Origin of the sequence: Pseudomonas argentinensis (genome assembly GCF_001839655.2) — a bacterium.
GTDB classification, from domain to species: Bacteria; Pseudomonadota; Gammaproteobacteria; order Pseudomonadales; family Pseudomonadaceae; genus Aquipseudomonas; species Aquipseudomonas argentinensis_B.
This window is the reverse complement of sequence record NZ_CP056087.1, coordinates 974,262-1,000,964: the sequence shown is the minus strand read 5'-3', so window position 1 is coordinate 1,000,964 and position 26,703 is coordinate 974,262. Positions and strand designations below refer to the sequence as shown.

The window sequence follows — 26,703 nt, the reverse complement described above, 5'->3', positions numbered from 1 at the left end:
GCTCCTCTATAGAGCCGCCATTCTAGCCAATCTCCCAGAGCAGCAGGCGTGAATCGCGCCAGTCCCTGAGTTCCACCACACGCTGCGGCGCCACGCCGGGAATCTCGAAGGTATTGCTGATCAACCAGGCACCTTTCGGCAGCTCGACACGGGCCTTGTCCCAGAGCGCGGGCATGGGCGCGGGCGACAGAAAGCAGTAGGCCACGTCGATGGCGCCCAGCTCGGTGCGCCACAGGTTCTGGTAGCGAATCCGGCAATTGCGCTGGCCGAGGCAACGCAGCCAGGCGATGGCGAAGGACAGCGGCGCGGTTTCCACCCCGGTGAACTGCGCCTGGGGAAAACGCCGCGCCAGCCACAGCAAGGTACCGGCCGGGCCGCAGCCCAGGTCGACGAAGCCGAAGCGCTGGCCTCGGGTCTCGAGCAGGCGCGCCAGTTCATGGCGCGTACCGGCGCCGGTCAGGTAGAGCGGCACGCGCTCGCCAAAACTGTTCCAGTTGAGCAACAACAACAGCACAAACCCGAGCAGGAACAGCCAGGAGGGCAAGGGCGCGCCAATGGCCAGCAGCAACCCTGGCACGAACAGCAGGTTCAGGCACCACCACCAGCGTGACAGGCCCAGCCAGCGCGCCAGGCAGGCGCAGAGCAGGCCGTGCAGCAAACCGGCGGTCAAAGGACTGGCACGCCACTCGAACAGCCGGGCAGCGACAATGATCGCCACGCCCATGACCAGGGTGACCACCAGTTGGATAAGCAAGGCCGATAAGGCGGGATAGCGTTCGCCCAGGCGGTGCAATGCACGATAGGAAGCAGCCATGCCGACCTGGCTCGTTTGAGGATGGGCGGACAGTCTAGCGCCGGCCGGGCACCTCTAAAAACTACCTGCGTTGTCAGAGGCGCCCGGCATCGACGAATTGCCGCCCCATCAGGCGTGCTAGACTCGCTGCCATTTCAAGCGCAGCACGACTCGGAAGCCCCATGGCCAAACGCCAACTCAACCGCCGGCAAAACTGGCGCATCGAAAAGATCCAGGGCGAGCGCGCCGCACGCGCTGCCAAGCGCGAATCCCGCATGGTGGAAACCCTGGAAGGTGGCGACCTGGGCCCGGAGCAGACCGGCCTGGTGATCGCCCACTTCGGCGTGCAGGTGGAAGTCGAGGCCACCGACGGCGAGCTCAGCGGCCAGGTGTTCCGCTGTTACCTGCGCGCCAACCTGCCGACGCTGGTCACCGGCGACCGCGTGGTGTGGCGCCCGGGCAATCAGGGCAATGGGGTGATCGTCGCCCAGTTGCCCCGTGATACCGAACTGTGCCGCCCGGACACCCGCGGCCAGCTGAAGCCGGTGGCGGCCAACGTCGACCTGATCGTCATCGTCTTCGCGCCGCTGCCGGAGCCCCATGCCAACCTGATCGACCGCTACCTGGTGGCCGCCGAGCACGCCGGCATTCGCCCGCTGCTGCTGCTCAACAAGGCCGACCTGATCGATGCCGGGAACGAAACCGCACTCAACGCCCTGCTCGGCGTGTATCGCCAGCTGGGTTATCCGCTGCTGGAAGTCTCGGCGCTGGAAGGCGACGGCATGGACCAGCTGAAGAAACAGCTCGATGGCAACATCAGCGTGTTCGTGGGCCAGTCCGGGGTGGGCAAGTCGTCGCTGGTCAACAGCCTGCTGCCGGGGGTCGACACCCGGGTCGGCGCGTTGTCGGAACTGACCGGCAAGGGCACCCACACCACCACCACCGCGCGACTGTTCCATTTCCCCGGCGGCGGCCAGCTGATCGACTCACCGGGTATCCGCGAGTTCGGCCTCGGCCACGTCAGCCGTGACGATGTGGAGGCGGGTTTCATCGAGTTCGCCGACCTGCTCGGTCATTGCCGTTTCCGCGACTGCAAGCATGATCGGGAGCCCGGCTGCGCCTTGCTCAAGGCACTGGAAGAAGGGCGCATCCAGCCCCAGCGAATGAACAGCTACCGGCACATCCTGGCCAGCCTGCCGGAACCGGAGTACTGATCGGCCAGCACACCGGGACGCCGGTCGATCACTCGACCGGCTGATCGACCTTCAGCGCGCCATCCTCGAAGATATTCAGCCGTTCTCGCAGCTGGTCATTGGACAGCGGCTCGCCGGCTGGTGCGGCGCCGGCCGCCGGCGCGGGATCGGGCGCCAGCGCGCCACCGCTCTGCTCGCCCTCGATGTCGCGCTGCGCCTTCTTGTTCAGCACCACGATATCGATACGCCGGTTGACCGGGTTGAACGGATCGTCACGGTCGAACAGTGCCGATGAGGCATAGCCGACCACCCTCGCCACCTGCGCGTCTTCGTAGCCCGCCGCGACCAGCACGCGCCGCGCCGCGTTGGCGCGGTTGGCCGACAACTCCCAGTTGCCGAAGCCACCAGCACCGGCAAAAGGCTTGGCGTCGGTATGCCCACTGATGCTGATCTTGTTGGGTACCGCCTTGATGGTGTCGGTCAGGGCAAACAGGATGTCCTCGAAATACGGCTGCAACTGCGCGCTGCCGAGGGCGAACATGGGCCGGTTCTCGGCATCGACGATCTGGATGCGCAGGCCGTCCTGGGTGATCTCGAAGAGAATCTGATCCTTGAAGCGCTGCAACTGCGGGTCCAGTTCGACCTTGTTCTGCAACTCCTGCAACAGCAACTCCAGGCGCTCGCGCTCGACTTCCTCGGCCTTGGCCTCGGCCTGCTCGGCATCCAGCTCGGCGGGGTCCTTGGGTTCGGTATCCGCCTGGTCGCCCGGTGATTCCTGGGGCTGCTCGTTGAGGGTGCGATCCGGCGACGGCGTCGGCGAGCCACCCAGATCGATCACGTAGGGGCTGGCACTCTCGGAAAAGCCGATGGGATCCTTGAAGTAACCGGAAATCAGCTTTTTCTGCTCGGGGGTGGCCGAGGACATCAGCCACATCACCATGAAGAAGGCCATCATCGCCGTGGCGAAGTCGGCAAAGGCGATCTTCCAGGCGCCACCGTGATGGCCGCCGGCAACCTTCTTGACCCGTTTGACGATAATCGGCTGGTTGTTTTCCATGGTGCTTAGCTTCCGCGCATGGCCTGTTCAAGCTCGCTGAAGCTTGGGCGGTGCGCCGGGTACAAGGTCTTGCGCGAGAATTCCACGGCCAGCGACGGCGGCATGCCGGAGGCGGAAGCCACCAGGCCGGCCTTGATGGCCTCGTAGACGTTCAGTTCTTCCTTGGCGTCGTGTTCGAGCGCGCCGGCCAGCGGGCCGAAGAAACCGTAGGAAGCGAGAATGCCGAGGAAGGTACCGACCAGCGCGGTACCGACCTTCTCACCGATCTGGGCGTTATCCGCTTCGGCCAGGATCGACATGGTGATCACGATCCCCAGTACCGCGGCGACGATCCCCATCGCCGGCATGCCGTCGGCGACCTTCGCCACGGCGTGGGCAGGATGCTCCAGCTCCTCCTTGAGGCCCACCAGTTCCATGTCGAACAGGCCTTCGAGCTCGTGGGGCGCCATGTTGCCCGAGGACATGATGCGCAGGTAATCGCAGATGAACGCGACCATCCGCTCGTCCCCCAGCACCGCCGGGTACTTGCTGAAGATCGGGCTCGCCGCCGGGTCTTCGAGGTCGGCCTCGATGGCCATCATGCCCTCGCGACGCGCCTTGTTGAGGATCTCGTAGAGCAGGCGCAGCACTTCCAGATAATAGTCGTGGGTGAAGCGCGACTTGAACATCTTCAGGGACTTCTTGAAGACGGTCATGAACATGCTGCCCGGGTTGGACTGCAGGAAGGCGCCCAGGGCAGCCCCGCCGATGATCAGCACCTCGAAGGGGTGTACCAATGCCATGATCTTGCCCCCGGACGCGACGAAACCGCCGAGTACGCAAGCGAATACAACGATGATGCCGATGATTTTGGCCATAGAAGGAAACTTGAGCAGGTGAAAAGAAAGGGCGACCGCGCGAATCCCCTTCTACTTATCGGAAGAGATACGCCAGACTATAGTCAGTTAAGTCTAAAAAAAGCCATTCTGGCACAGCCCCATGGTCGCAAGCACGCCGTTACCGCGCACCCTCGAGGCCTGGCTCAAGCAGCTGGACGGGCAGCTATTGCCCATCGCGACCGATCATCACCAGCAGGTTCGCCGCGCCCTGGGCGACAGCCGCCGCTCGCTGCGCGAAATCGCCGACCTGATGCAGGACAGCCCGGCGCTGGTGCTCAGCGTGCTGCGCGAGGCCAACGGCAAGGGCAGCGCCCTGGGGGAAGCGGCGGAAAGCCTGGAAACGGCACTGACCCGCCTGGGCCTCAAGCGCGCCGAAGAGCTGCTGGCTCGCCTACCGGCCCGGGCGCTCGCCGACATCCCCTTGCCCCTGCGGCAGATCCAGCTGATCAGCCAGCACGCCGCCTACCAGGCCAATGGCTTGTTCGCCGCACGCCTGGCGCGCCTGTGGCAGGAAATCCACTGGGGCAGCCTGCTGTTCCTGTCGCCGGTCTGGGCCCTGCTGGCCGCCCACCCCCATCTGTTCGAAGCCTGGGAACAACGGGTGCTGATAGACGGCGAGCCGCCGGTCAAGGTCGAGCGCGACATGCTCGGCGTTTCGCTGTTCGACTTGTGCCTGGCGCTGGCCGAGCGCTGGCGGCTGCCGGCCTGGATCGTTCAGGGCTATCGCCTGCTGATCGATGACCGCCGGCTGCTGGGCAAGGCGCTGTACCTGGCGCGTCGCCATGACGAGCCGTTGCGCCAGCAGCAGGAGCTGGACGCCGATCCGGCCCTGCAGCGCTGGCTCACCCAGCCCGCCAACAGCATCCTGCTGGCCAACGTGATCGCCGTATCGGCCCACAACGCCTGGAGCGGCAGCCACACCAGGCGCTGGCACGGGCTCAACAGCCTGTACCTGCAGCTGCCGCTGGCCGACCTGCAACAGCAGATCCACCAGAACGCGGCGCACAGCGCACGGCAACTGGATACCGTCGGTCTCTGGCACCCCGCCGAAGCCCTGCTGTGGCCGTGGAATGCCCGCCACGTTCAAGCGCGCAAGCCGGCACCGGCGCCGCAGGTCGCTGACTGGCGGCAGCTGTGCACCCAACTGCTCGCCCAGCCTTCGGCATTCAACAATGTGCAGCAACTCACCACCTGCGCCCGCCAGGCGCTGCAGGCCGCCGGCTTGTCACGGGTAATGATGCTGCTCGCCGACCGCACCCACACGCGCCTGCAGCTGCAGCAGCATGCCGGCGTGGCCGCCAGCGCCAGCGGCCTGACCCTCGACCCGGCGCAAAGCCAGGTGCTGCGTCGCCTGCTGCAGAAGCCCGCGCAACTGCGCCTCACGCCAGCCAACATCGCGCAATTTTCCGCCCTGCTGCCCGGCGACCTGAAAGCCCTGCTGCCCAGCGAACACCTGCTGATTCGCTCCCTGGCCAGCAACGAACGGGTGGTGATGCTGCTGTTCGCCGACCAGAGTGGCCAGCCGATCGGTGACACCGTCGTGCAGGCCTTCACCAAAACCACGCAATGCATCGAGCGTGCGCTGGACACCTTCAGCAAACGTCAGCGTTGAGCTCCGCCGTTTTCCGGCATTCTTCTGCGCTACAATCGTGCTCTTAATTCCGCCAACGAGGCCTGTATGACAGCCTTCGACGAACTGCCGCTGGTCATCGAGCCGGCGGATCTCGCCCCGCGACTGCAAGCGCCCGAGCTGATCCTGGTCGACCTGAGCAGCCACCCGCGTTATCTGGACGGCCACATTCCCGGCGCCCGCTTCGTCGACGGCAAACGCACCCAGTCCGGCAAGCCGCCGGCACCCGGCCTGCTGCCCGACCAGGCGCAACTCGAGAGGCTGTTCAGCGAGCTGGGCCACCACCCACAAGCGACCTACGTGGTCTACGACGACGAGGGCGGTGGCTGGGCCGGCCGGTTCATCTGGCTGCTGGACGTGATCGGTCACTCGCGCTACCACTTTCTCAATGGCGGCCTGACGGCCTGGGAAGCCGAAGACCGGCCGCTGAGCCAGGACACGCCTGCGCCGCAACGCACGACGGTGTCGCTGACGCTCAGCGAAGAGCCGACGGCCAGCGCCAGCTACCTGCAGTCGCGCCTGGGCGCCGCCGACCTGGCCATCTGGGATGCACGCTCGGCCGAGGAGTACCGCGGCGAAAAACTGCAGGCTGCTCGGGGTGGGCACATCCCCGGCGCGATCCACTTCGAGTGGACCGCGGGCATGGATCCCGCCCGTGGCCTGCGCATTCGCCAGGACATCGCCGAACTGCTCGCGCAGCGCGGGCTGAGCGCCGACAAGGAAATCATCACCCACTGCCAGAGCCATCGCCGCTCGGGCTTCACCTACCTGGTCGCCAAGGCCCTGGGCTACCCGCGAGTCAAGGCCTACGCCGGCTCCTGGGGCGAGTGGGGCAATCTGCCCGACACACCTGTCGAACGTTGAGCCCGACCTGACTGTCCATTCTCATATGCCCGGCATGCACGGCCGGGCAGCCAAGGAATAAAGATGAAAGAACGCCTGTTTATCCTCAGCCAGCACCTGACCCCGCACCACCTGCTGTCGCGCCTGATCGGCTGCGCCGCGGAGTGTCGCGCTGCCTGGTTCAAGAACCGCCTGATCGGCTGGTTCGCCAAGCAGTACCAGGTGGACATGAGCGAGGCACAGGTCGAAGACCTCACCGCCTACGAGCATTTCAACGCCTTCTTCACCCGTGCCCTCAAGGAAGGCGCGCGGCCCCTGGACAACCAGCCCGGCGCCATTCTCTGCCCCGCCGACGGCGCGATCAGCCAGCTGGGCCGCATCGAACATGGCCGGGTGTTCCAGGCCAAGGGCCATAGTTACAGCGTGACCGAACTGCTGGGTGGCGACAGCGCGCGCGCCGCACCCTTCATGGGCGGCGACTTCGCCACCGTGTACCTGTCGCCCAAGGACTATCACCGCGTGCACATGCCGCTGGCCGGGACCCTGCGCGAGATGATCTACGTGCCGGGCCGGCTGTTCTCGGTGAACCAGACCACCGCGGAAAACGTGCCCGAGCTGTTCGCCCGCAACGAGCGCGTGGTGTGCCTGTTCGATACCGAACGCGGGCCGATGGCCGTGGTGCTGGTGGGCGCGATGATCGTCGCCTCCATCGAAACCGTATGGGCCGGGTTGATCACGCCCCCCAAGCGCGAGCTGAAGACCGTGCGCTACGACGAAGCCGCGCGGGCGCCGATCAGCCTGGAAAAAGGCGCCGAGCTGGGCCGCTTCAAACTGGGTTCCACGGCCATCGTGCTGTTCGGCCCCGAGCAGGTGAAATGGGCCGAAGAACTGGGTGCCAATAGCCCGGTGCGCATGGGCCAGTTGCTCGGCCAGTGAACCGATGCCCTGACCCGCAGCCCCGGCCGGTGGCGTGGCAAGGCTGCGATGATGGCTGGATGCTGCTAGAGTCGCTGCACCCCCAACGAATGAATCGCTCGAATGCGGGCCCTGGAGTAACGAAGCTAGATGGATAAACAGAGCCCCCACCTTTTGCTCCGCGTCCCGACGCCGACCAAGCAGGGCCTGACTTTCTGCGACGCCACGCCACGCGACCTCAAACGCTGGATCGCCGGCCTGCCCAAGGCCAACCTTGGCGAAACCGCCCGGCAGCTGTACCAGGCGCTGATCGAGCTCAACCAGTTGCTGACCCCGTCGGACAACCGCATCCAGCTGCTCGAGCTGCTGCGCCCAGAAGTGTATTTCGTCTGCCAGCACCTGGAGCGCCACTTCCTCAACCAGGCCATCGTGCTCGATGAGCGCCCACGCAAGGTCGCCAACCTCTGCCAGGCGCTGCAGAACCACCTGGCCATCGGCTACAAGCTGATCATTTCGCGCCTGGCCGCGCAGCCGAATCGCGAGCGCAACGCGCTGCTCGGCATGGCCCTGCAGCGGGCCGTGCACAGCCTCAACGGCCCGCTGATCCGCACCAGCCAGTTGTATTGCCCGGTGCCCGAAGGCCTCTGGCTGGAGCTTCACCAGCTGTACCTGATTGCCCGGCGCCACGAGCTGCACAAGGTGGTGATCCGCGACCCGCTGGCCCGCCATACTCAAGGGTTGAGCGTCGAGCAGGGCTATATCGTCGCCCTGCTGATCGGTTGCTCGCGCTGCAACCAAATGCGCCAGAGCGCCATCGCCCGCCTCGCCGAAGCGCTGGAGGCCTGGAGCACGCTGGTCAACCTGCAGGCCGGCGGCCAGCCGAGCAGCATCTTCGCCGTGGCACCGCAGCTGGATGGCCCACCCCGCTACACCTCGCTGTTCCAGCCGAGCGAGCTGCAGGGCGCCCTGGGTATCGACCCGACCCCGCTGGTCAACGCCATCAAGGATCACCTGGCGTTGCCCCCCGAAGACCGTCCCCGCTCGCGCCTGCCGGTGCCCGAAGGCTTCAGCGTGGACATGCTGCAGCACGCCACCGCGGCCTGGGGCGATATCTCCGAGCGCACCTTCCAGCGAACCCAGGGTACCGGCAGCATGACCCTGTGCATCGGCATGAGCGCCCTGAACTACTACCTGGCCAATGGCCGCGCGTTCAGCGAAATTCTCAAACAGCAGGTCGACACCACCGCCTCGTTCAAGCCGCTGAGCGGTGAGCCCGATGTATGGGCCAGCGCCCACGATGCACGCCGGGTCAACGATTGGGACAATGGCCTGCCCTTCGAGGAGATCGAATACCCCAAGCCCGCCGGCGAGCAGGAAGCGCAAGCGGGTACCGGGGAAAGCTATCCGACCTTCGTGCTGGCCATCGTCAACCACAGCCCCGGTGGCTACTGCCTGTCGTGGCCCAAGGAAGTGCCCAGCCAGCTGCAGGCCGGCGAGATTCTCGGCATCCGCGACAATCCCCAGCAGGGCTGGAGCGTCGCCGTGGTGCGCTGGATCCGCCAGGTACGCGGTGGCGGCACGCAGATGGGCATCGAGCTGATCGCCCCCCACGCACAGTCCTGTGGCCTGCAACTGGTGCGCAAGGCCGAGCAGAACAGCCAGTACCTGCGTGCCCTGCTGCTGCCGGAAATCGCCGCCATCTCCCGGCCGGCCACGCTGATCACCCCGCGCCTGCCCTTCCAGGAGGGCAGCAAGGTGCTGATCAACGTCAACGGCAAGGAGCGCCGCGCGGTGCTCAGCCAGAAGCAGGTCAGCACCGGCAGTTTCAGCCAGTTCGAGTACCACGACCTGGAGCAGAAAACCACGGATCACGCGACCTCCGTCACAGCCTCCGGCACCCAGCGCCCAGCCGGGGAGGAAGACTTTGACTCACTCTGGAAGTCGCTGTAGATTGCCGGAAAACCCTTAATTTCCCGCCCTGTTCTGCTGTTTTATCGCAGATTCGACTTCGCTAATGGCCATCGAAAAGAAAACCATCCGCCTGCTGATTCTCGAAGACTCGCAGAACGAGGCCGAGCGTCTCGTCAGCCTGTTCCGCAATGCCGGTAATGCCACCCGCGTACACCGCCTGATCTCCAGCGAAGACCTGCTCGACGCCCTCAAGCACAACTGGGACCTGCTGATCTGCTCGCCGGCCAGCGACTGCCTGGATCCCCACGAAGCGCTTGCCTGCATCCGCCACCAGGGCAAGGACATCCCGGTGATCCTGCTGCTGGCCGACAACGAACCGGACAGCGTCACCGAAGCGCTGATGCTCGGTGCCCAGGACGCCCTGCCGCATGGTGAGGACGAGCGCCTGGTACTGGTCGCCCGCCGCGAACTGGTCAACCTCGAGGAACGCCGCGCCCGCCGCGCCGCCGAGGTGGCCCTGCGCGAAGCCGAGAAACGCTGCCAGCTGCTGCTCGACAGCTCGGTCGATGCCATCGCCTACGTACACGATGGCATGCACATCTATGCCAACCGCGCCTACCTGGAGCTGTTCGGCTTCGATGACGCCGAGGAGCTCGAAGGCCTGCCGATGATCGACCTGATCGGCGCCAGCGATCAGGCTGCGTTCAAGGATTTCCTGAAGAACCATCAGCAGATGGACAAGCATGAACTCGGCTGCGCCGGCGTGCGCACCGACGACAGCAGCTTCCCGGCGCGCATCAGCCTGTCGCCGGCGGCCTACGATGGCGAGCCGTGCATTCAGGTGGTGATCCGCGCCGAGACCGCCAACGTCGAGCTGGAAGAGAAGCTGCGCGAGATCAGCAGCCTGGATCTGGTCACCGGCCTGTACAACCGTACCCACTTCCTCGAACTGATGGACAACGCCGCCCACCACGCCGTCCACGACGAACAGCCGGCCAGCCTGGCCTATATCCGCGTCGATCGTTACGCCGCGCTGCTCGCCGACATGGGCCTGGGCGCCATCGACCTGTTGCTCACCGACCTGGCCGCCCTGCTGCGCGCCCACTTCCCCAAGGATGCGCAACTGGCGCGCTTTGGCGACGACGTGTTCGCCGTCCTGCAGACCGGCCTGTCGCCGCAGCAGCAACGCCCGCTGCTCGAAGCCCTGCTGAAGAAGGCCGAAGCGCACCTGTTCGACATCAACGGGCGCACCGCGCAGACCACGCTGTCCGTCGGCGTCGCCGGTCTCAACGACACCACGCCCAAGGCCGGGGAAGTCATCGACCGGGCCCAGCGCTGCGCCGACCAGCTGGACGAGCCGGGCACCCTCAAGCTGTTCGACCCGTCCGAGGAACTGGCGGCCGCCGCCAACCGCGGCAGCGTGGTGGCCATGGTGCAGCAGGCCCTGGAACAGAACAGCTTCCGCCTGCTGTTCCAGCCGGTGATCAGCCTGCGCGGCGACGAGCACGAGCACTACGAGGTGCTGCTGCGCCTGCTCAGCCCGTCCGGCCAGGAAGTGCCGCCAGATGAATTCCTCGCCGTGGCCAGGGAGTCGGGCATGGGTGAGAAGATCGACCGCTGGGTGATTCTCAGCTCCATCAAGCTGCTCGCCGATCACCGCGCCAAGGGCCACGCGACGCGCCTGTTCGTGCACCTGTCCAGCGCCAGCCTGCAGGACCCGACCTTGCTGCCGTGGCTGAGCGTGGCGCTGAAAGCCGCACGCCTGCCGTCCGATGCCCTGGTGTTCCAGTTCAGCGAGCCGGATGCGGTCACCTACCTGAAGCAGGCCAAGGCCCTGGCCCAGGGCCTCAAGGACCTGCATTGCCACCTCGCGCTCAGCCAGTTCGGCTGCGCCCTGAACCCGTTCAACACCCTGCGTCACCTGCCGGTCGACTTCGTCAAGGTGGATGGTTCGTTCACCAAGGAGCTGGCCGACCCGGCCAACCAGGAAACCTTGAAAACCATGCTGGCCAGCCTGCACAGCCAGGCCAAGCTGACCATCGTGCCATTCGTGGAATCGGCCAGCGTGCTGGCCACCCTCTGGCAGGCGGGCACCAACTACATCCAGGGCTACTACCTGCAGGGCCCGAGCCAGTCGATGGACTACAACTTCTCGTCGGATGACTGATCGCCAGGGCAGCCAGGCTGCCCCGCTCCCGCCTCAAATACCTTAGAACCTGGTCATAATCTTTCAGCCCAAGTTCGTCGATTTTGGCAGCTAAATGGCGGAAGCGGCCGCAAGCTGCAAGCTGCAAGCTCCAAGCTACAGGTTAAAAGCAGTCCGCAGTGCTCTAGCTTGTTCTTGCAGCTTGAGGCTTGAGGCTTGCGGCTTGCGGCTTGCGGCTTGCGGCTTGCGGCTCAATGTCCGCTTCTGCCTTGTAGTTGCCGCTTCATGCGCACAAAGAACGAGAACAGGTTCTTAGCGCTGCAAGTCGCGCTCGTGCACACCCAGCAGATACAACACGCCATCCAGGCCCAGAGTGGAGATCGCCTGCCTGGCCGATTGCTTGACCAGCGGTTTGGCGCGGAACGCCACGCCCAGGCCGGCGATGGCCAGCATCGGCAGGTCGTTGGCGCCATCGCCCACGGCGATGGTCTGCTCCAGCTGCAGGCCTTCCTTGTGCGCCAGTTCGCGCAGCAGATCGGCCTTGCGCTGGGCATCGACGATCGGCTCGACGGCGACGCCGGTGACCTTGCCGTCGACCACCGCCAGCTCGTTGGCGAACACATAGTCGATGCCCAGCTTGGCCTGCAGCTGCTTGGCGAAATAGGTGAAGCCGCCGGAGAGGATGGCGGTCTTGTAGCCCAGGCGCTTGAGTTCGGCGAACAGCTTCTCGGCGCCTTCGGTCAGGCGCAGCGAGGCGCCGATCTCGTCCAGCACACCGACGTCCAGGCCCTTGAGCAGCGCCAGGCGCTCCTTGAAGCTGGCGCGGAAATCCAGCTCGCCGCGCATCGCCCGCTCGGTGATCGCCGACACCTTGTCGCCGATACCGGCGGCCTTGGCCAGCTCGTCGATCACCTCGGCTTCGATCAGGGTCGAGTCCATGTCGAACACCGCCAGGCGGCGGTGGCGGCGCTGCAGCGAATCGGCCTGAAAGGCGATATCCACATTCAGCTCGTCGGCCGCGCGCAGGAACTCGGTGCGCAGCGCGGCGGCATCGCCCGGCGCGCCGCGCAGGGAGAACTCGATGCAGGCATTGCCCGGCTGCCCATCCAACGCCACCGGCAGGGACAGCCTTTCGATACGTTCGATAGCCAGGCCCTGCTCGGCGCTCAGCGCGCTAACGCGCTGCACCTGCTCGGCGCTGACCTGGCGGCTCAGCAAGGTGACGATATGGCGCTCGCTACCCTGCTCCTCGACCCAACGCCGGTAATCGGCTTCATCGACCTGGGTAATACGCGCCTGCTGGCCCAGCGCCTGGACGGCGCCCCACAGGTCCTTGGAGAAGGCCGGCAGCGACGCGCCATCGGCCACTTCAATCAGCATGCCCAGCGACGAGGTGCCGTGCACCGCGGCCTGGGCGATATCGAGGATGTTCACGCCAGCCTGGGCCAGCACGCCGGTAACGGCTGCCGTGAGGCCGGGCCGATCTTCACCGGTAACGTTGATCAGGACGATTTGGCGCAAGGCGTACTCCGGGGCTCGCAGGACTATGAACGGTCTGCCGAACGGCAATGTGCAGCAGGGCCGGTGAAAAAACGCACATTCTAACCATTTCGGCACCCCGCGGGCACGCGCGGCGCTTTGCCCTGTACGGGCCGCTCGCTATACTGCGCGCCACCTCCAGTCAACGAGAGCCGAGCTCTGTGAACCGGCCCGCCCCCGTAAAGCCCGACAATTTCTTCCTCCTGCTCTTCCGTGCACTGCGCCAACGTCGCGTGCCGCTGGCATTGCGCATCGTCAGCCACAGCCTGTTGCTGGTGGCCATGGCGCTGATGATCTATGCCTGGGTGATAGGCATGCAGTTCAAGCAGGCCATGCAGCAGCAGGCCGAAGCGCTGGGCAGCAGCCTGATCACCCAGACGGCCGCCTCGGCCACCGAGCTGTTGGTGTCCAACGACATCCTCAGCCTCAACGTGCTGCTCAATAACCTGGTGAAGAACCCGCTGGTGGCCCACGCGGCCATCTACAGCGTGGACAACCGCATCCTCGCCGAAGCCGGCACCCGCCCGAGCAAGAGCATGCTCGGCGAGACCGAAGGCCTGTATTCGACGCCCATCACCTTTCAGGAGGTGATGGCCGGGCAGCTGCGCATCAGCCTGGACATGCAGCAGTTCGAACAGCCGATGACCATCAGCCTGCAGAGCATGGGCATTCTCAGCCTGATCCTGCTGGCCCTGACCCTGTCGCTGAGCCTGCGTCTGGGCCGGCAGATCTCCACGCCACTGATGCAGATGCGTATCTGGCTGCGCGACCCGGACGATTACGCCCCGGGCGGCAATCGCCAGGACGAGATCGGCGACCTGGCCCGCCAGCTGCAGGCACGCCTGGCCCCCGAGAAGCCGGAACCTGAACCCGAGCCGGAATTCGACGACCTCGATGACCTGGGCGAGGAGTTCCTCGACGACGAACGCGAGGATCACGATGGGCGTGACGAGCGTGCCGCCCCGAGCTTCGCGATGCGCGACCTGCGCGACAGCCGCTTCGACAGCGACGACGACTACGACCCGCCGAGCCGTCGCCGCGACGAGCATGACGACGATGCCTTCGCCGATCTGTACGACGACGAGGACAGCCCGGCCACGCCTGCGCCAGCGGCCCCGGCGCCCCCCGCAAGAGTGCCGTACTGGCCGTTCAGCTGGGTGCCCAGGAACAGCTGCGCCGCCTGCCGCGCACGCGCCTGATGGAGCTGCTGGAAAGCTATCGTGGCTGCCTGGACAAGGCCGCCACGCTCTACAAGGCCGAGCTGCACACCCTCAACGACGGCAGCAGCCTGATGCTGTTCCATCACGACGCCAGCGGGGACGACTACCTGACCCACGCCATCTGCTGCGGCGAATTGCTGCGCGCCCTCGGCCATGCCCTGCAGATCGAGGTCGCCGACAGTGGCATCACCCTGCACCTGCAGTTGGGCCTGACCCTCGGCGAAGGCCTGCAGGGGTTGAGCCAGGGTGACCTGCTGCTCAGCGAAACCGCCCAGGACGCCCTGGCACTGTCTCAGCACAGCCGCAACCTGCTGCTGGTCGAGCGCCGCGTAGCCGAAGACGCCACCCTGCGCCAGCGTGCGCGCATCCGCGCCATCGCCAGCCCCGAGGGTGCCAGCTGCGTCGAGCGCCTGCTCGATCCGTACCCGGCGCTGCTCGAACGGCAGATGGCCAGGCTGCGCGAAGAGCGATAGCGATTCAGCTGCGGAGATGAGAAAGGCCGGCGTACATGCCGGCCGTTTTTATGGTGCGGGTTCTAAGAGAGCGCCCTTGTGGGAGCGCGCCATGGCGCGAATTTGCAAGCACGACTCGCTCTCACAGATTGCCAGTGAACGGCGCAGCTGCGTAGGGCGGACCGGGATGCCGGCCGCTCGTAGCCTGAGCGAACAGTCCGCCGCCTGGCCCGCAAAGCACGACGCCCTGTCGGTTGCGGCGTACTGCCTTCGGCGAGTACGCCCTACACGCGGTTCCCAGAAGCAGCGCGGTGTGGGGGCGTTTTTCGCGGGCATGGACTAGGCGCCCCCGCCCGCTCCCACAAAATAGTTTTGTGAATGACCGCTCGTGCGATTTCAGCCTTTCTTACAGCGAGTCTATGGTTAGACAAGAAGGTGAAGGTGAGGCCACAACCTGTAGGAGCGCGCCATGGACGCGACGTCGCGGGCATAAACCGCTCCCACAAGCTGTTAACGGAAAGCGCGGCAGTGATCAGAGCTTGGCGATCGACACCTCGGTGGACTTCACGAAGGCAATCACTTCGCTGCCCACGCCCAGTTCCAGCTCGCGCACGGAGCGGGTGGTGATCACCGAGGTGACGATGCCGGCAGCGGTCTGCACGTCGATTTCCGACAACACGTCGCCTTCGACGATTTCCTTGATGGTGCCCTTGAACTGGTTGCGCACGTTGATGGCTTTGATGGTCATGGGTAAATCTCCTGGGTTTATGGTGCCCATTCGGGGCATGAGGTCAGGGTTAGCAGGCCCTTGAAAAACTACCTACGTTGCCGCTGCTTCGTTAAAAACAGGCTCGAAATGCTCATTTACAGCACGCAAATTCCGCTTTTTCGCCTGTTTTTGCCTCGCATCGGCTGCCTCGCCTACGCTTTTCAACGGTCTGTTAGAGCGCCCAGCGCAGCTGGGTCGGCAGGGGTGAAATCGGGTCGGGTTGCGCCGGCAGCGCAGGGATTTGCAGCACACGGTTGAGCACGTCGGCTTCCAGCTCCGCCAGGTAGGCGGAGCCGCGATTACGTGGGCGCGGCAGATCCACCTCGAGGTCGAGGCCGATCTCACCATCTTCGATAAGGATCACCCGATCCGCCGTGGCCACCGCTTCGCTGACATCGTGGGTGACCAGCAACACGGTGAAGCCATGCTTCTGCCACAGGCCGTCGATCAGTTGCTGCATCTCGATACGGGTCAGCGCATCCAGGGCGCCCAGGGGTTCGTCAAGCAGCAGCAGGCGCGGCTCGTGGATCAATGCGCGGGCCAGGGCGACGCGTTGCTTTTGGCCGCCGGACAGGGACGCCGGCCACTCGTTGGCGCGGTCGGCCAGGCCCACCGCTTCGAGCACCTGCTGAGCCTTGGGCCGCCAGTCACCGGCAAGGCCCAGGCCGACGTTGTCGATCACCTGTTTCCAGGGCAGCAGCCGCGCCTCCTGGAACATCAGCCGGGTATCCCCGCTGCTGGCAGCCAACGGCCCGTTGCCGGCCAGCAGTTCACCGCCCGTGGGCGCGTCGAGGCCGGCGAGCAGGCGCAGCAAGGTGCTCTTGCCACAACCACTGCGGCCGACCACGGCAACGAACTGGCCGGCCGGAATGGTCAGGTCGATACCCTTGAGCACCTCACGCTCACCGAAGGATTTACGGATACCGCGAATGGTCAGCGGCGTGCCTCGTTTGATGGCATGCAAAACACTCATTGGCGCATTCATTTCGCAGCCGCTCCCTGATAAGCCGGGTGCCAGCGCAACCAGGCACGCTCCAGGCCACGGGCGGCGACGTCGGCCAGCTTGCCGAGCACGGCGTAGAGCAGAATGGCCAGCACCACCACGTCGGTCTGCAGGAATTCGCGGGCGTTCATCGCCAGGTAACCAATGCCGGCGCTGGCGGAAATGGTCTCGGCGACGATCAGGGTCAGCCACATCAGGCCAAGGGCAAAGCGCACGCCGACCAGGATCGACGGCAGCGCGCCGGGCAGGATCACCTGCCGGAACAACGCGAAGCCGGACAGGCCGTAGCTGCGCGCCATTTCCAGCAGCGCCGGGTCGACGTTGCGGATGCCGTGGTAAGTGTTCAGGTAGATGGGGAACAGGGTGCCGAGGGCGACCAGAAATATCTTCGCGCTCTCGTCGATGCCGAACCACAGGATCACCAGGGGAATCAGCGCCAGGTGCGGCACGTTGCGGATCATCTGCACCGAGCTGTCGATCAGCCGCTCGCCCCATGTCGACAGGCCGGTGATGAAGCCCAGCGCCAGGCCGATACCACCGCCGATGGCGAAGCCCACCGCCGCACGCCAGCCGCTGATCGCCAGGTGCGTCCAGATCTCGCCGCTGGACAACAGCTGCCAGCCCGCCTCGAACACCGCGCTGGGCGCCGGCAGGATGCGCGTGGACAGGAGCCCCAGGGCCACCGAGCTCTGCCAGGCAACCAGCAGCGCCACGGGCAGGGCCCAGGGCGCCAGGCGCAGGGCCAGGCTATTGAAAGATGTGCTGTTCATCGCGTACCTCGGAATCATCGCGGGCCGGGCCATCCACACCCGGCGCTGTTTTCAACTGGCCGAAGCCGCCCTGGGCAGAATGTCGTTGGCGACCATTTCACCGAACGGGCTCACGTAGTTCGCGCCTTCCGGCAGTGCCGGGCGGTTCACCTCCAGGTGCGGGAACAACAGCTCGGCGACTCGGTAGGATTCCTCGAGGTGTGGATAACCTGAGAAGATGAAGGTATCGATGCCCAGCGCGGCGTATTCCTTGACCCGCTCGGCGACCGTCGGGCCATCGCCGACCAGCGCCGTACCGGCACCGCCACGCACCAGGCCGACCCCGGCCCAGAGGTTCGGCGACACTTCCAGATTGTCCTTGCTACCGCCGTGCAGGGCGGCCATGCGCTGCTGGCCGACCGAGTCGAAGCGCGCCAGGGACGCCTGGGCCCGGGCGATGGTGTCGTCGTCGACATGGGCGATCAGCTTGTCGGCGGCCTTCCAGGCCTCCTCATTGGTTTCCCGCACGATCACGTGCAGGCGAATGCCGAAGCGCACTTCACGACCCTGGGCAGCCGCCTTTTCGCGCACCTGGGCGATCTTCTCGGCCACCGCGGCGGGCGGCTCGCCCCAGGTCAGGTACAGCTCGACCTGCTCGGCGGCCAGATCCTGGGCCGCCTCCGAGGAACCGCCGAAATACAGCGGTGGGCGTGGTTGCTGGACGGGCGGGTAGAGCAGCTTGGCACCCTTGACCTGAATGTGTTTGCCCTGGTAGTCGACCACCTCGCCTTCCAGCACGCGGCGCCAGATGCGGGTGAATTCGACCGAGGCCTCGTAGCGTTCGGCGTGGGACAGGTTGAGGCCGTCACCGGCCAGTTCGTCCGGGTCACCGCCGGTGACCAGGTTGAACAATGCGCGGCCGCCGGACAACCGGTCCAGGGTCGCCGCCTGGCGCGCGGCCACGGTCGGCGAAATGATCCCCGGGCGTAGGGCGACCAGGAACTTCAGCCGTTGGGTCACCGGGATCAGCGAAGCGGCGACCAGCCAGGAATCCTCGCAGGAGCGCCCGGTGGGAATGAGTACGCCACCGAAGCCGAGGCGATCGGCGGCCTGGGCGATCTGCTGCAGGTAGCCGTGGTCGACGGCGCGGGCCCCGTGCGAGGTACCGAGGTAATGGCCATCGCCGTGGGTCGGCAGGAACCAGAAGATATTGAGGCTCATGGAGCGGTCTCCTTGGAAATCACGATGCCCCCGCCCGGCAGGCGGAGGCGAGGGTTCAGTGCTGAGCGACCTTGGTGGCCGGGGCGTGCCAGACCACGTCGCTGATAGCCAGCTGCTTGGGAATCAGCTTGAGCGCGGTAAAGGTGTCGGCGATCTTCTGCTGGGCCTCGACCACCTCTGGGGTGATCAGCTGAGCGCCGTAGCTCTGGCGCTGCACCGCCAGGCGGGTGATGTCCGCCGACAGGCCGAGCAAGGGCGCGACCTGGGCGGTGGCCGCGTCGTTATTGGCCTTGACCCACTCGCCGATGGCGCGGATTTCCTCGACCAGCGCCTCGACCACCTCCGGATGCTGCTCGGCATAGGAGCGGGTCGCCAGGTAGAACTGGTGGTTGCTGACCAGGCCCCTGCCGTCAACCAGGGTGCGCGCCTGCAGTTGCTGTTCGGCGGCCGCCTGGAAGGGGTCCCAGATCACCCAGGCATCGACGCTGCCACGTTCGAAGGCGGCGCGGGCGTCGGCAGGCGGCAGGTACACCGGCTGGATGTCGCTGTAGTTCAGGCCGGCCTCTTGCAGGGCGCGCACCAGCAGGTAGTGCACGTTGGAGCCCTTGTTGAGGGCGACCTTCTTGCCCTTGAGCTCGGCGACCGAGTTGATCGGCGAATCCTTGGCAACCAGGATCGCTTCGCTGGTCGGCGCGGGCGGCTCGAAGGCCACGTACAAGAGATCCGCGCCAGCGGCCTGGGCGAATACCGGCGGGGTTTCGCCGGTGGTGCCGAAGTCCACCGAGCCGACGTTGAGGCCTTCGAGCAGTTGCGGCCCGCCGGGGAACTCGGTCCATTTGACGTCGATGCCCTTGGCGGCCAGGCGTTTTTCCAACGCGCCGTTGGCCTTGAGCAGCACCAGGGTGCCGTACTTCTGATAACCGATACGTAACGTTTCGGCGTGGACTTGGGTAATGGCGCCGAAGGAAATGGCCGCGGCAAACAAGGCGACCAGACTCCGACGCAGGGTGGCAGTGCGCATGGCGCTCTCCTCTGCATTGAGTGTGTGGCCACCTGCTGCCTCGTTGACGAGGCTAGTAAGGTGGGTGGCAGCGAACTGCCTGGAATTCAGGTGCGGGTTACTTCAGGCACTCCAGCGCCCGCTGAGCAGACGCTCGTTCAGCAGGCCCGGCGCGATGGGCTGGGGCCGGCGATTGAGCGCCTGAGTCAGCTGCTGCAGGGCGTCGTCCAGACGCTGTTCCAGGGCCGGCGACAGCTCGCCGCCGTCCTCGGTGTAACTGATCTGGCTGTCATCGGCGAACACGCCGTGCAGCACCTCCTGGGCCTTGAGCGCGGACAGCACCGGTTTCAGGGCGTAATCCACCGCTAGCATGTGCGCATTGCTGCCACCGGTAGCCACCGGCAGCACCACCTTGTGGTGCAGCGCGCGCTCGGGCAGCACGTCGAGCAAGGTTTTCAGCGCGCCGGAAAACGACGCCTTGTACACCGGCGTCGCCACCACCAGGCCATCGGCTGCCGCCACATGGGCCTGCAGGCCCAGGATTCGCGGGCTTTCAAAGCGCGCAAAAAGCAGGTCCTCGGCCTCGAAGTCGCGTACCTGATAGGTCACCACTTCCACGCCACGAGCCTGCAGCCACTGCCTGGCCTTGCCCAGCAACACGTTGGAACGCGACTTCAGGCTCGGGCTGCCACCCAGAAAAACCACCAGCATGGGGCGTCCTTACCTGTTGGGCTGCGGGGTAAGACGCAGGTAGGGCTTCACCGCGCGGTAACCCTTGGGAAAGCGCTGCCTGATCTCGTCTTCGTCCTTGAGCGACGGCACGATCACCACGTCGTCACCGTCCTGCCAGTTGGCGGGCGTGGCCACCTTGTGGCTGTCGGTGAGCTGCAGCGAATCGATCACCCGCAAGATCTCGTGAAAATTGCGCCCGGTGCTCGCCGGGTAGGTAATGGTCAGGCGCACCTTCTTGTTCGGGTCGATGACGAACAGCGAGCGCACCGTCAGGGTATCGTTGGCATTCGGGTGGATCAGGTCGTAGAGCTCGGACACCTTGCGGTCGGCATCGGCGAGGATCGGGAAGTTGACGGCAGTGTTCTGGGTCTCGTTGATGTCGCCGATCCACTTGAGATGCGAATCGACCGGGTCGACGGACAGGGCAATGGCCTTGACGTTGCGCTTGGCGAACTCGTCCTTCAGCTTGGCGGTGAAGCCCAGCTCGGTAGTGCACACCGGCGTGAAGTCGGCCGGGTGGGAGAACAGGATGCCCCATTGATTGCCCAGCCACTCGTGGAAACGAATGGGGCCTTCACTGGAGTCCTGCTCGAAGTCGGGGGCGATGTCGCCCAGGCGGATGCTCATGGCTGTGCTCCTCAGGTGAGTCGTTGCGTGGCGCCCACTATGCTGAGGAGCAGGAAATATTAAAAAGAATAAATAACGATTTATTTATAACCAGAAAAACAAAGGCTCGGCGACCGCAGTCGCGCCGCGCGAACCCCTATTCGATTCGCTCAAGCGCGTATCCGCGCCGGATTACCGACCACCGTGGCACTGGCTGGCACGTCGCGGGTCACCACGCTGCCGGCGCCGATCAGCGCATCGTCGCCAATGCTCACCCCCGGCAGGATCAAGGCCCCGGCGCCGATCCACACATTACGGCCAATGCTCACCGGCCGCCCGAACTCCAGGCCGGACTCGCGCTCGCCCGGGTCACGGGGGTGGTCGGCGGTAAGGATCTGCACGCCCGGGCCGATCTGCGTCCTGTCGCCGATGCTCACCGCCACCACGTCGAGAATCACGCAGTTGAAGTTGATGAACACGCCGTCGCCCAGGCTGATATTGAAGCCGTAATCGCAGTGAAACGGCGAGCGCACCACCACCCCCTTGCCGACCGCCGCCAGGCGCTCGCCCAGCACCTGGTTGCGCTCGGCCGGCGACAACCCCAGGCTGCCGTTGTAACGCGCCAGCCAGGCCATGGTAGCTGCGCAGTCGGCCTGCAGCTCCGGGTCACTGGCCAGGTAGAGTTCGCCGGTGAGCATCTTGTGTTTTTCACTGAGCGCCATGGCGGGTCGCCTCCTTACGAATGTTCAGTAAGGAACTCAGTGAAAGGGTGAGGTTCCGGCTAACCGGCCAACGGTCTGACAACGACCCGGTTCAAAACAACTCCAACTGCCCGCCGATCAACGCACTGAAGTCATCGTCCACGAACGGCAGGATGGCGTCGGCCACCGGCTGCAGCTGCTTGCCCAGGTAATGGCCGTAGTCGATGGGCGCGCGGCGCAGCTCCAGGGGTTCCGGGCCGGCGACGCTGATCACGTAGCTGATCCAGCCGCCGCTCTGGTACTGGCGCGGTCGGCCCATCTCGTCGTTATGGGCATCGGCCAGGCGCGCCGCACGCACGTGGGGCGGCACGTTGCGCTGGTAGTCGTCGAGGCGGCGGCGCAGGCGCTTGCGGTATACCAGGCGCTCCTCGAACTCGCCGGCCAGGGTGCGCTGCACGTAGTCGCGCACGTAGTCCTGGTAGGGCTGGCCCTTGAAGATGCGCAGGTACAGCTCCTGCTGGAATTGCTGGGCCAGCGGCGACCAGTCGCTGCGCACGGTTTCCAGGCCCTTGAAGACCATGTCCTCGCGACCATCGGCGCGGCGGATCAGCCCGGCGTAGCGTTTCTTGCTGCCCTCCTCCATGCCGCGAATGGTCGGCATCAGAAAGCGCCTGAAATGGGTCTCGAACTGCAGCTCCAGGGCGCTCTGCAAGCCGAACTCGGCCTGCAGATGCTCGCGCCACCAGGCGTTCACGCGCTGCACCAGGCCACGGCCGATGCGCTCGGCCTCGTCCTCACCGTGGGCGCGGCGCAGCCAGACGAAGGTGGAGTCGGTGTCGCCATAGATCACCGTGTGCCCTTCGGCCTCGATCAGCTCGCGGGTGCGGCGCATCACTTCATGGCCACGCAGGGTGATGGACGACGCCAGCCGCGTATCGAAGAAGCGGCAGCCGCTGGAGCCGAGCACACCGTAGAAGGCGTTCATGATGATCTTCAGCGCTTGGGACAGCGGCGCGTTGCCGGCGCGTTTGGCCGCCTCGCGGCCCTGCCACACGCGCTCGACGATGGCCGGCAGGCAATGGGTGGTGCGCGAGAAACGTGCGCCACGAAAGCCGGGAATCGAATGCGCGTCGTCGGGCTGGCGCAGCCCCTCGATCAGCCCCACCGGGTCGATCAGAAAGGTGCGGATCAGCGACGGATACAGGCTCTTGTAATCGAGCACCAGCACCGACTCGTACAGCCCTGGCCGCGAATCCATGACGAAGCCACCGGGGCTGGCCTCGGGCGGGCGCTCGCCCTGGTTGGGCGCCACGAAACCCTGGCGGTGCATCAGCGGCATGTACAGGTGGCTGAACGCCGCCACCGAGCCGCCACTGCGATCCACCGGCAGGCCGGTGACCGTGGCCCGTTCGAGCAGGAAGGTGAGCAGCTCGGTCTTGGCGAAGATGCGCGTGACCAGCTCGCAGTCCTTGAGGTTGTAGCGGGCCAGGGCCGGCTTGTCCTCGGCGAACATGCGGTTGATCTCGTCCATGCGCTGGTAGGGGTTGTCGATCGCCTTGCCCTCGCCAAGCAGCTGCTGGGCGACGTTCTCCAGGCTGAAGGACTGGAAGCTCCAGGTCGCCGAACGCAGCGCCTCGATGCCATCGATGATCAGCCGTCCCGGCGCACTGGCGAAGAAGTGCTGCCTGGCGCCGTGTTCGCGCCAGCTCAGCAGCTCGCCGCCACGGCCCAGGCGTAGCGGCACCTGCAGGCGCTGGGCATGCTCGTGCAGCACACGCAGGTCGAACTGCACCAGGTTCCAGCCGATGATGGCATCCGGGTCATGGCGTTCCAGCCAGTCGTTGAGCGCCTCCAGCAACGCGGCGCGGCTGTCCAGGTAAGCGAGGTCGAAGTCCACCTCGGTGTCACGGTTCGGCGCCCCGAGCATGTACACCTGCCGCTGGCCGCAGCCTTCCAGGGCGATGGAATACAGCTCGCCACGGGCGGTGGTCTCGATATCCAGGGACACCAGCTTGAGCTGCGGGCGGTAGTCCGGCGCCGGCTTGAGCTGGGCGTCGACCAGCACGCCGTCCGGGGCGGGCGTGCCGCTGAACAGCACCGGGGCGGTGATGAAGCGCTCCATCAGGTAGCGCTCGGGCGGGCGGATATCGGCCTCGTAAACGGCCACACCGCCCTGGCGCAGGGTCTGTTCGAGCTGGACAAGTGGCCGCTGCTGGCGGCAATAGACGCCCAGCACGGGTCGCTGATGGAAATCGCGCAGTTGCAACGGGCGCAGCTCGAACTGTTTGTCGCCGGCGATCAGCGCCTCGGCACGGGCACGCTGTTCGGCGGGGATGAAGGCCACCGAGGTTTGCGGCGGCAGGCGCACCAGACGCGGGCCGGCATCGGTCGACAGCCAGAATTCCACCTGGCTGCCGGCCGGCGTGTCGCGCCAGTGCCGGGTCAGGACGAAGCCCTGCTGTAGATCCACCCTGCCACCTCGAATGCTGTTCAGGGTGCGATGGTAACCCGCCCGCGCAACCGCTGCAGAATGGGGTTAAATGGGCACCAGGTTATGAACTGAGGTTCGTCATGCCACTCGACCACGAACAATTGCAACAGATCACCCGCCGCACTCTGGCCCATTACCAGGCCAGCGCCGACGGTTTTCGCGAAGGCACTCGCGACCACGACGTCAGCCAGAACATCGACGCGCTGCTGCGCCATGTACATGGCAGCGCGCCGCTGAGCATTCTGGATTTCGGCTGCGGCCCCGGCCGTGATCTGCGCGCCTTCAGGGCCCTGGGCCACCAGCCCGTCGGCCTCGACGGCTGCCCGCAGTTCGTTGCCATGGCCCGCGCCGACAGCGGCTGCGAGGTGTGGCAGCAGGACTTTCTCGCTCTGGACCTGCCGGCCGCGCGCTTCGACGGCATCTTCGCCAACGCCGTGCTGTTCCATATCCCGGGCCAGGAGTTGCCGCGGGTGCTCAGGGAACTGCGCGCCAGCCTGAAGCCGGGCGGTGTGCTCTTCAGCTCCAACCCCCGTGGCGACAACCAGGAAGGCTGGAGCGGCGAACGCTACGGCGCCTGGCATGACCTGGACAGCTGGCGCCGCCTGCTCGACGCCGCCGGCTTCGACGAACTGGAACACTACTACCGCCCCACCGGCCTGCCCCGCGACCAGCAGCCGTGGCTGGCGAGTGTGTGGCGGCGCAGAGACGGCGCGTAAATCGAAGCATCCCCTTTATGGGAGCGCGCTGTGCGCGCGATTCGCGGGCATGGCCCGCTCCCACAGGTACAGCGCCGGTGGCGGTTTTAGCCTGGTAGCAGGCTAGATCTCCACCTGCGTGCCCAACTCGATCACCCGGTTCACCGGCAGGCGGAAGAAGCCCAGGGAGCTACCGGCGTTCTTCTGCAGCACGGCGAACAGGCGCTCGCGCCACATGGCCATGCCGATACGCTCGGAGGGGATCACCGTTTCCCGGCTGAGGAAGTAGGTGGTCTGCATCGGCGGGCAGTCGATGCCCTGATCACCGAGTTGGGCCAATGCCTGGGGAATGTCCGGCGCCTCGAGGAAGCCGAAGCGCAGGCGCACGCGATAGAAGCCCTGGTCATAGGCCTCCAGGTCGAACCGCTCGGCCAGCGGTACCCGCGGGCGATCCTCGTAGAGCACGGTCAGGAGCATCACCCGTTCGTGCAGCACCTGATTGTGCAGCAGGTTGTGCAGCAATGCATGGGGCACCACCTCGACCCGGCTGGTCAGGAACACCGCCGTGCCGGCAACCCGATGGGGCGGCTGCAGGGCGATGCTGGCGATAAAGTCGCGCAGCACCAGGGAGTGTTCGTCGAGCCGCTCGAGCACCAGCTGGCGGCCACGCTTCCAGGTGGTCATCAGGCCGAACAGCAGGATGCCGACGACCATCGGCACCGCGCCACCACCAATGATCTTCGGCACGTTGGCGGCGAAGAAGATGCCGTCGACCAGCAGGAACACTGCCAGCAGCGGCACCGCCAGCACCTTCGGCCAGCGCCACAGCAGCAGGATCACCGACGACACCAGCAGCGTGGTGCACAGCATGGTGCCGGTCACCGCCACGCCGTAGGCGCCAGCCAGGCCGCTGGACGACTGGAAGCCGAGCACCAGCAGCACCACCCCGACCAGCAGCAGGCTGTTGATCAGCGGAATGTAGATCTGCCCCTGCTCGGCGCTGGAGGTGTGCAGGATCTGCATGCGCGGCACGTAACCGAGCTGGATGGCCTGGCGGGTGACCGAGAAAGCCCCGGTGATCACCGCCTGGGAGGCAATGATGGTGGCCACCGTCGACAGGCCGATCAGTGGGATCAAGGCCCAGCCCGGCGCCAGCAGGTAGAACGGGTTGCGCACTGCTTCGGGGTCGCTCAGCAGCAGCGCGCCCTGGCCGAAGTAGTTGAGGATCAGCCCGGGGAAGGCCAGCAACAGCCAGGCATGCACGATGGGCTTGCGGCCGAAATGGCCGAGGTCGGCGTACAGCGCTTCGGCACCGGTGATGGTCAGCACCACGGCGCCCATTACCGTCAGGCCGAGCAGCGGATTGGCGATGAAGAACTGCAGGGCCCAGTAGGGATTGAGCGACAGCAGCACTTCCGGGCGCTGCGCGATGCCGTGCACGCCGAGGGCGCCAAGCACCAGAAACCAGATCACCATCACCGGCCCGAACAGGTAGCCGATGCGCGCGGTGCCGTGGCGCTGCAGCAGGAACAGCGGAATCAGGATCAGCAGGGCCAGCGGCACCACCCAGTGGTCGATGCCGTCGACCACCAGGCCGACGCCTTCCACCGCGGAGAGCACCGAGACCGCCGGCGTGAGCATGCTGTCGCCGTAGAACAGCGCGGCGCCGAACAGGCCGAGCATGATCAGCAGCGTGCGCAGCCGCGGGTAGCCGGCGGCCGCCCGTTGCGCCAGGGCGGTGAGCGCCATGATGCCGCCCTCGCCGCCGTTGTCGGCACGCAGGATGAACATCACGTACTTGATCGTGACCACCAGGGTCAGCGACCAGAAGATCAGCGACAGGATGCCCAGCACACTGGCCTGGGACAGGCCGACACCGTAGTGCGGCGAGAAGATTTCCTTGAGGCTGTACAGCGGGCTGGTACCGATGTCGCCATAGACGATGCCGACGGCACCGATCAGCAGAGCAATGGGCGAGGTACGGGAGGGGGTGCTCACGTTGCAGGGGTATCCGTGATGAACTCGATTACCCCTAGGTATACGCTGGCTTTACGCGCGCAGCAGCTTTACACCGCGCAGTTTTACGGCTTTTTTACGCGCAGGCGCGCTTCTTTACGCCAACCTTGCACGACGCCATGATCTGCCCACGCCCCGCACCG

At 65.8% G+C, this 26,703-nt stretch carries 21 protein-coding genes and 1 pseudogene; 8 read left to right on the top strand and 14 right to left on the bottom strand.

Features of this window, described 5'->3' with window-relative positions; translation table 11 throughout:
• Positions 1-22: 22 nt before the first annotated feature.
• Complete coding sequence (locus SA190iCDA_RS04550) at positions 23-814, bottom strand: class I SAM-dependent methyltransferase (protein WP_070885204.1); 792 nt, start codon at positions 812-814, stop codon at positions 23-25.
• A gap of 161 nt (positions 815-975) precedes the next feature.
• Here SA190iCDA_RS04550 and rsgA point away from each other — a divergent pair, with 161 nt between their 5' ends.
• Positions 976-2,007: a small ribosomal subunit biogenesis GTPase RsgA gene (gene rsgA, locus SA190iCDA_RS04545; RefSeq protein WP_070885203.1), complete on the top strand. Its 1,032-nt coding sequence runs from the start codon at positions 976-978 to the stop codon at positions 2,005-2,007.
• 28 nt (positions 2,008-2,035) lie between these two features.
• Here rsgA and motB read toward each other — a convergent pair whose 3' ends face one another.
• Positions 2,036-3,043, bottom strand: coding sequence for a flagellar motor protein MotB (gene motB / locus SA190iCDA_RS04540; RefSeq protein WP_070885202.1), 1,008 nt, complete (start codon positions 3,041-3,043; stop codon positions 2,036-2,038).
• Between the two features lie 5 nt (positions 3,044-3,048).
• Positions 3,049-3,900, bottom strand: a complete 852-nt coding sequence (gene motA, locus SA190iCDA_RS04535) for a flagellar motor stator protein MotA (protein WP_070885201.1) — start codon at positions 3,898-3,900, stop codon at positions 3,049-3,051.
• 121 nt (positions 3,901-4,021) lie between these two features.
• Between motA and SA190iCDA_RS04530 the strand changes: the two genes are divergently transcribed.
• The 5 genes from SA190iCDA_RS04530 (at position 4,022) to SA190iCDA_RS04510 (ending at position 11,387) form a co-directional block, all read left to right on the top strand.
• Positions 4,022-5,533 carry an HDOD domain-containing protein gene (locus tag SA190iCDA_RS04530; protein WP_070885200.1) on the top strand — a complete coding sequence of 504 codons (1,512 nt, stop codon included), beginning with the start codon at positions 4,022-4,024 and terminating at the stop codon, positions 5,531-5,533.
• Positions 5,534-5,599: 66 nt separating this feature from the next.
• Positions 5,600-6,415 carry a rhodanese-like domain-containing protein gene (locus SA190iCDA_RS04525; RefSeq protein WP_070885199.1) on the top strand — a complete coding sequence of 272 codons (816 nt, stop codon included), beginning with the start codon at positions 5,600-5,602 and terminating at the stop codon, positions 6,413-6,415.
• Positions 6,416-6,472: 57 nt separating this feature from the next.
• Positions 6,473-7,330: an archaetidylserine decarboxylase gene (gene asd, locus SA190iCDA_RS04520; protein ID WP_236101230.1), complete on the top strand. Its 858-nt coding sequence runs from the start codon at positions 6,473-6,475 to the stop codon at positions 7,328-7,330.
• Between the two features lie 129 nt (positions 7,331-7,459).
• Positions 7,460-9,259 carry a molecular chaperone gene (locus SA190iCDA_RS04515; protein ID WP_070885197.1) on the top strand — a complete coding sequence of 600 codons (1,800 nt, stop codon included), beginning with the start codon at positions 7,460-7,462 and terminating at the stop codon, positions 9,257-9,259.
• A 64-nt stretch (positions 9,260-9,323) separates the two neighbouring features.
• Positions 9,324-11,387, top strand: a complete 2,064-nt coding sequence (locus SA190iCDA_RS04510; RefSeq protein WP_070885196.1) for an EAL domain-containing protein — start codon at positions 9,324-9,326, stop codon at positions 11,385-11,387.
• Between the two features lie 291 nt (positions 11,388-11,678).
• Here the strand turns inward: SA190iCDA_RS04510 and serB are convergent, their stop codons facing one another.
• Positions 11,679-12,887, bottom strand: coding sequence for a phosphoserine phosphatase SerB (gene serB, locus SA190iCDA_RS04505; protein ID WP_070885195.1), 1,209 nt, complete (start codon positions 12,885-12,887; stop codon positions 11,679-11,681).
• A 179-nt stretch (positions 12,888-13,066) separates the two neighbouring features.
• Here serB and SA190iCDA_RS04500 point away from each other — a divergent pair.
• Positions 13,067-14,598: pseudogene (locus SA190iCDA_RS04500) on the top strand (AhpA/YtjB family protein).
• 511 nt (positions 14,599-15,109) lie between these two features.
• On the opposite strand, the gene SA190iCDA_RS04495 reads toward SA190iCDA_RS04500, so the two are convergent.
• The 9 genes from SA190iCDA_RS04495 to SA190iCDA_RS04455 all read right to left on the bottom strand — a co-directional run bounded on the left by SA190iCDA_RS04495 (position 15,110) and on the right by SA190iCDA_RS04455 (position 23,828).
• A complete protein-coding gene (locus tag SA190iCDA_RS04495) occupies positions 15,110-15,325 on the bottom strand; it encodes a TOBE domain-containing protein (RefSeq protein ID WP_013793202.1) in 216 nt (71 codons plus the stop codon).
• Positions 15,326-15,518: 193 nt separating this feature from the next.
• Positions 15,519-16,331: an aliphatic sulfonates ABC transporter ATP-binding protein gene (gene ssuB, locus SA190iCDA_RS04490; RefSeq protein ID WP_070885193.1), complete on the bottom strand. Its 813-nt coding sequence runs from the start codon at positions 16,329-16,331 to the stop codon at positions 15,519-15,521.
• The gene (ssuC, locus tag SA190iCDA_RS04485; RefSeq protein WP_070885192.1) at positions 16,328-17,119 is read right to left on the bottom strand and encodes an aliphatic sulfonate ABC transporter permease SsuC; all 792 of its coding nucleotides are present in this window, start codon (positions 17,117-17,119) and stop codon (positions 16,328-16,330) included. The genes ssuB and ssuC overlap by 4 nt, the downstream gene beginning before the upstream one ends.
• A 51-nt stretch (positions 17,120-17,170) precedes the next feature.
• A complete protein-coding gene (gene ssuD / locus SA190iCDA_RS04480) occupies positions 17,171-18,319 on the bottom strand; it encodes an FMNH2-dependent alkanesulfonate monooxygenase (protein WP_070885191.1) in 1,149 nt (382 codons plus the stop codon).
• 55 nt (positions 18,320-18,374) lie between these two features.
• Entirely contained in the window at positions 18,375-19,340 is a 966-nt protein-coding gene (locus SA190iCDA_RS04475) for a sulfonate ABC transporter substrate-binding protein (RefSeq protein ID WP_070885190.1), read from the bottom strand.
• Positions 19,341-19,442: 102 nt separating this feature from the next.
• The gene (gene ssuE, locus SA190iCDA_RS04470; RefSeq protein ID WP_070885189.1) at positions 19,443-20,030 is read right to left on the bottom strand and encodes an NADPH-dependent FMN reductase; all 588 of its coding nucleotides are present in this window, start codon (positions 20,028-20,030) and stop codon (positions 19,443-19,445) included.
• A gap of 9 nt (positions 20,031-20,039) precedes the next feature.
• On the bottom strand, positions 20,040-20,678 hold the full coding sequence (locus SA190iCDA_RS04465; RefSeq protein WP_070885188.1) for a peroxiredoxin: 639 nt from the start codon (positions 20,676-20,678) through the stop codon (positions 20,040-20,042).
• Positions 20,679-20,827: 149 nt separating this feature from the next.
• Positions 20,828-21,379 carry a sugar O-acetyltransferase gene (locus SA190iCDA_RS04460; RefSeq protein ID WP_070885187.1) on the bottom strand — a complete coding sequence of 184 codons (552 nt, stop codon included), beginning with the start codon at positions 21,377-21,379 and terminating at the stop codon, positions 20,828-20,830.
• 91 nt (positions 21,380-21,470) lie between these two features.
• Positions 21,471-23,828, bottom strand: coding sequence for a DNA polymerase II (locus tag SA190iCDA_RS04455; RefSeq protein ID WP_070885186.1), 2,358 nt, complete (start codon positions 23,826-23,828; stop codon positions 21,471-21,473).
• Positions 23,829-23,929: 101 nt separating this feature from the next.
• Here SA190iCDA_RS04455 and SA190iCDA_RS04450 point away from each other — a divergent pair, with 101 nt between their 5' ends.
• Entirely contained in the window at positions 23,930-24,565 is a 636-nt protein-coding gene (locus tag SA190iCDA_RS04450) for a class I SAM-dependent methyltransferase (protein ID WP_070885185.1), read from the top strand.
• Positions 24,566-24,667: 102 nt separating this feature from the next.
• On the opposite strand, the gene SA190iCDA_RS04445 is transcribed toward SA190iCDA_RS04450, so the two are convergent.
• Positions 24,668-26,542 (bottom strand): potassium transporter Kup, encoded by a 1,875-nt coding sequence (locus tag SA190iCDA_RS04445; RefSeq protein WP_070885184.1) that lies wholly within the window; start codon positions 26,540-26,542, stop codon positions 24,668-24,670.
• Between the last annotated feature and the right edge of the window lie 161 nt (positions 26,543-26,703).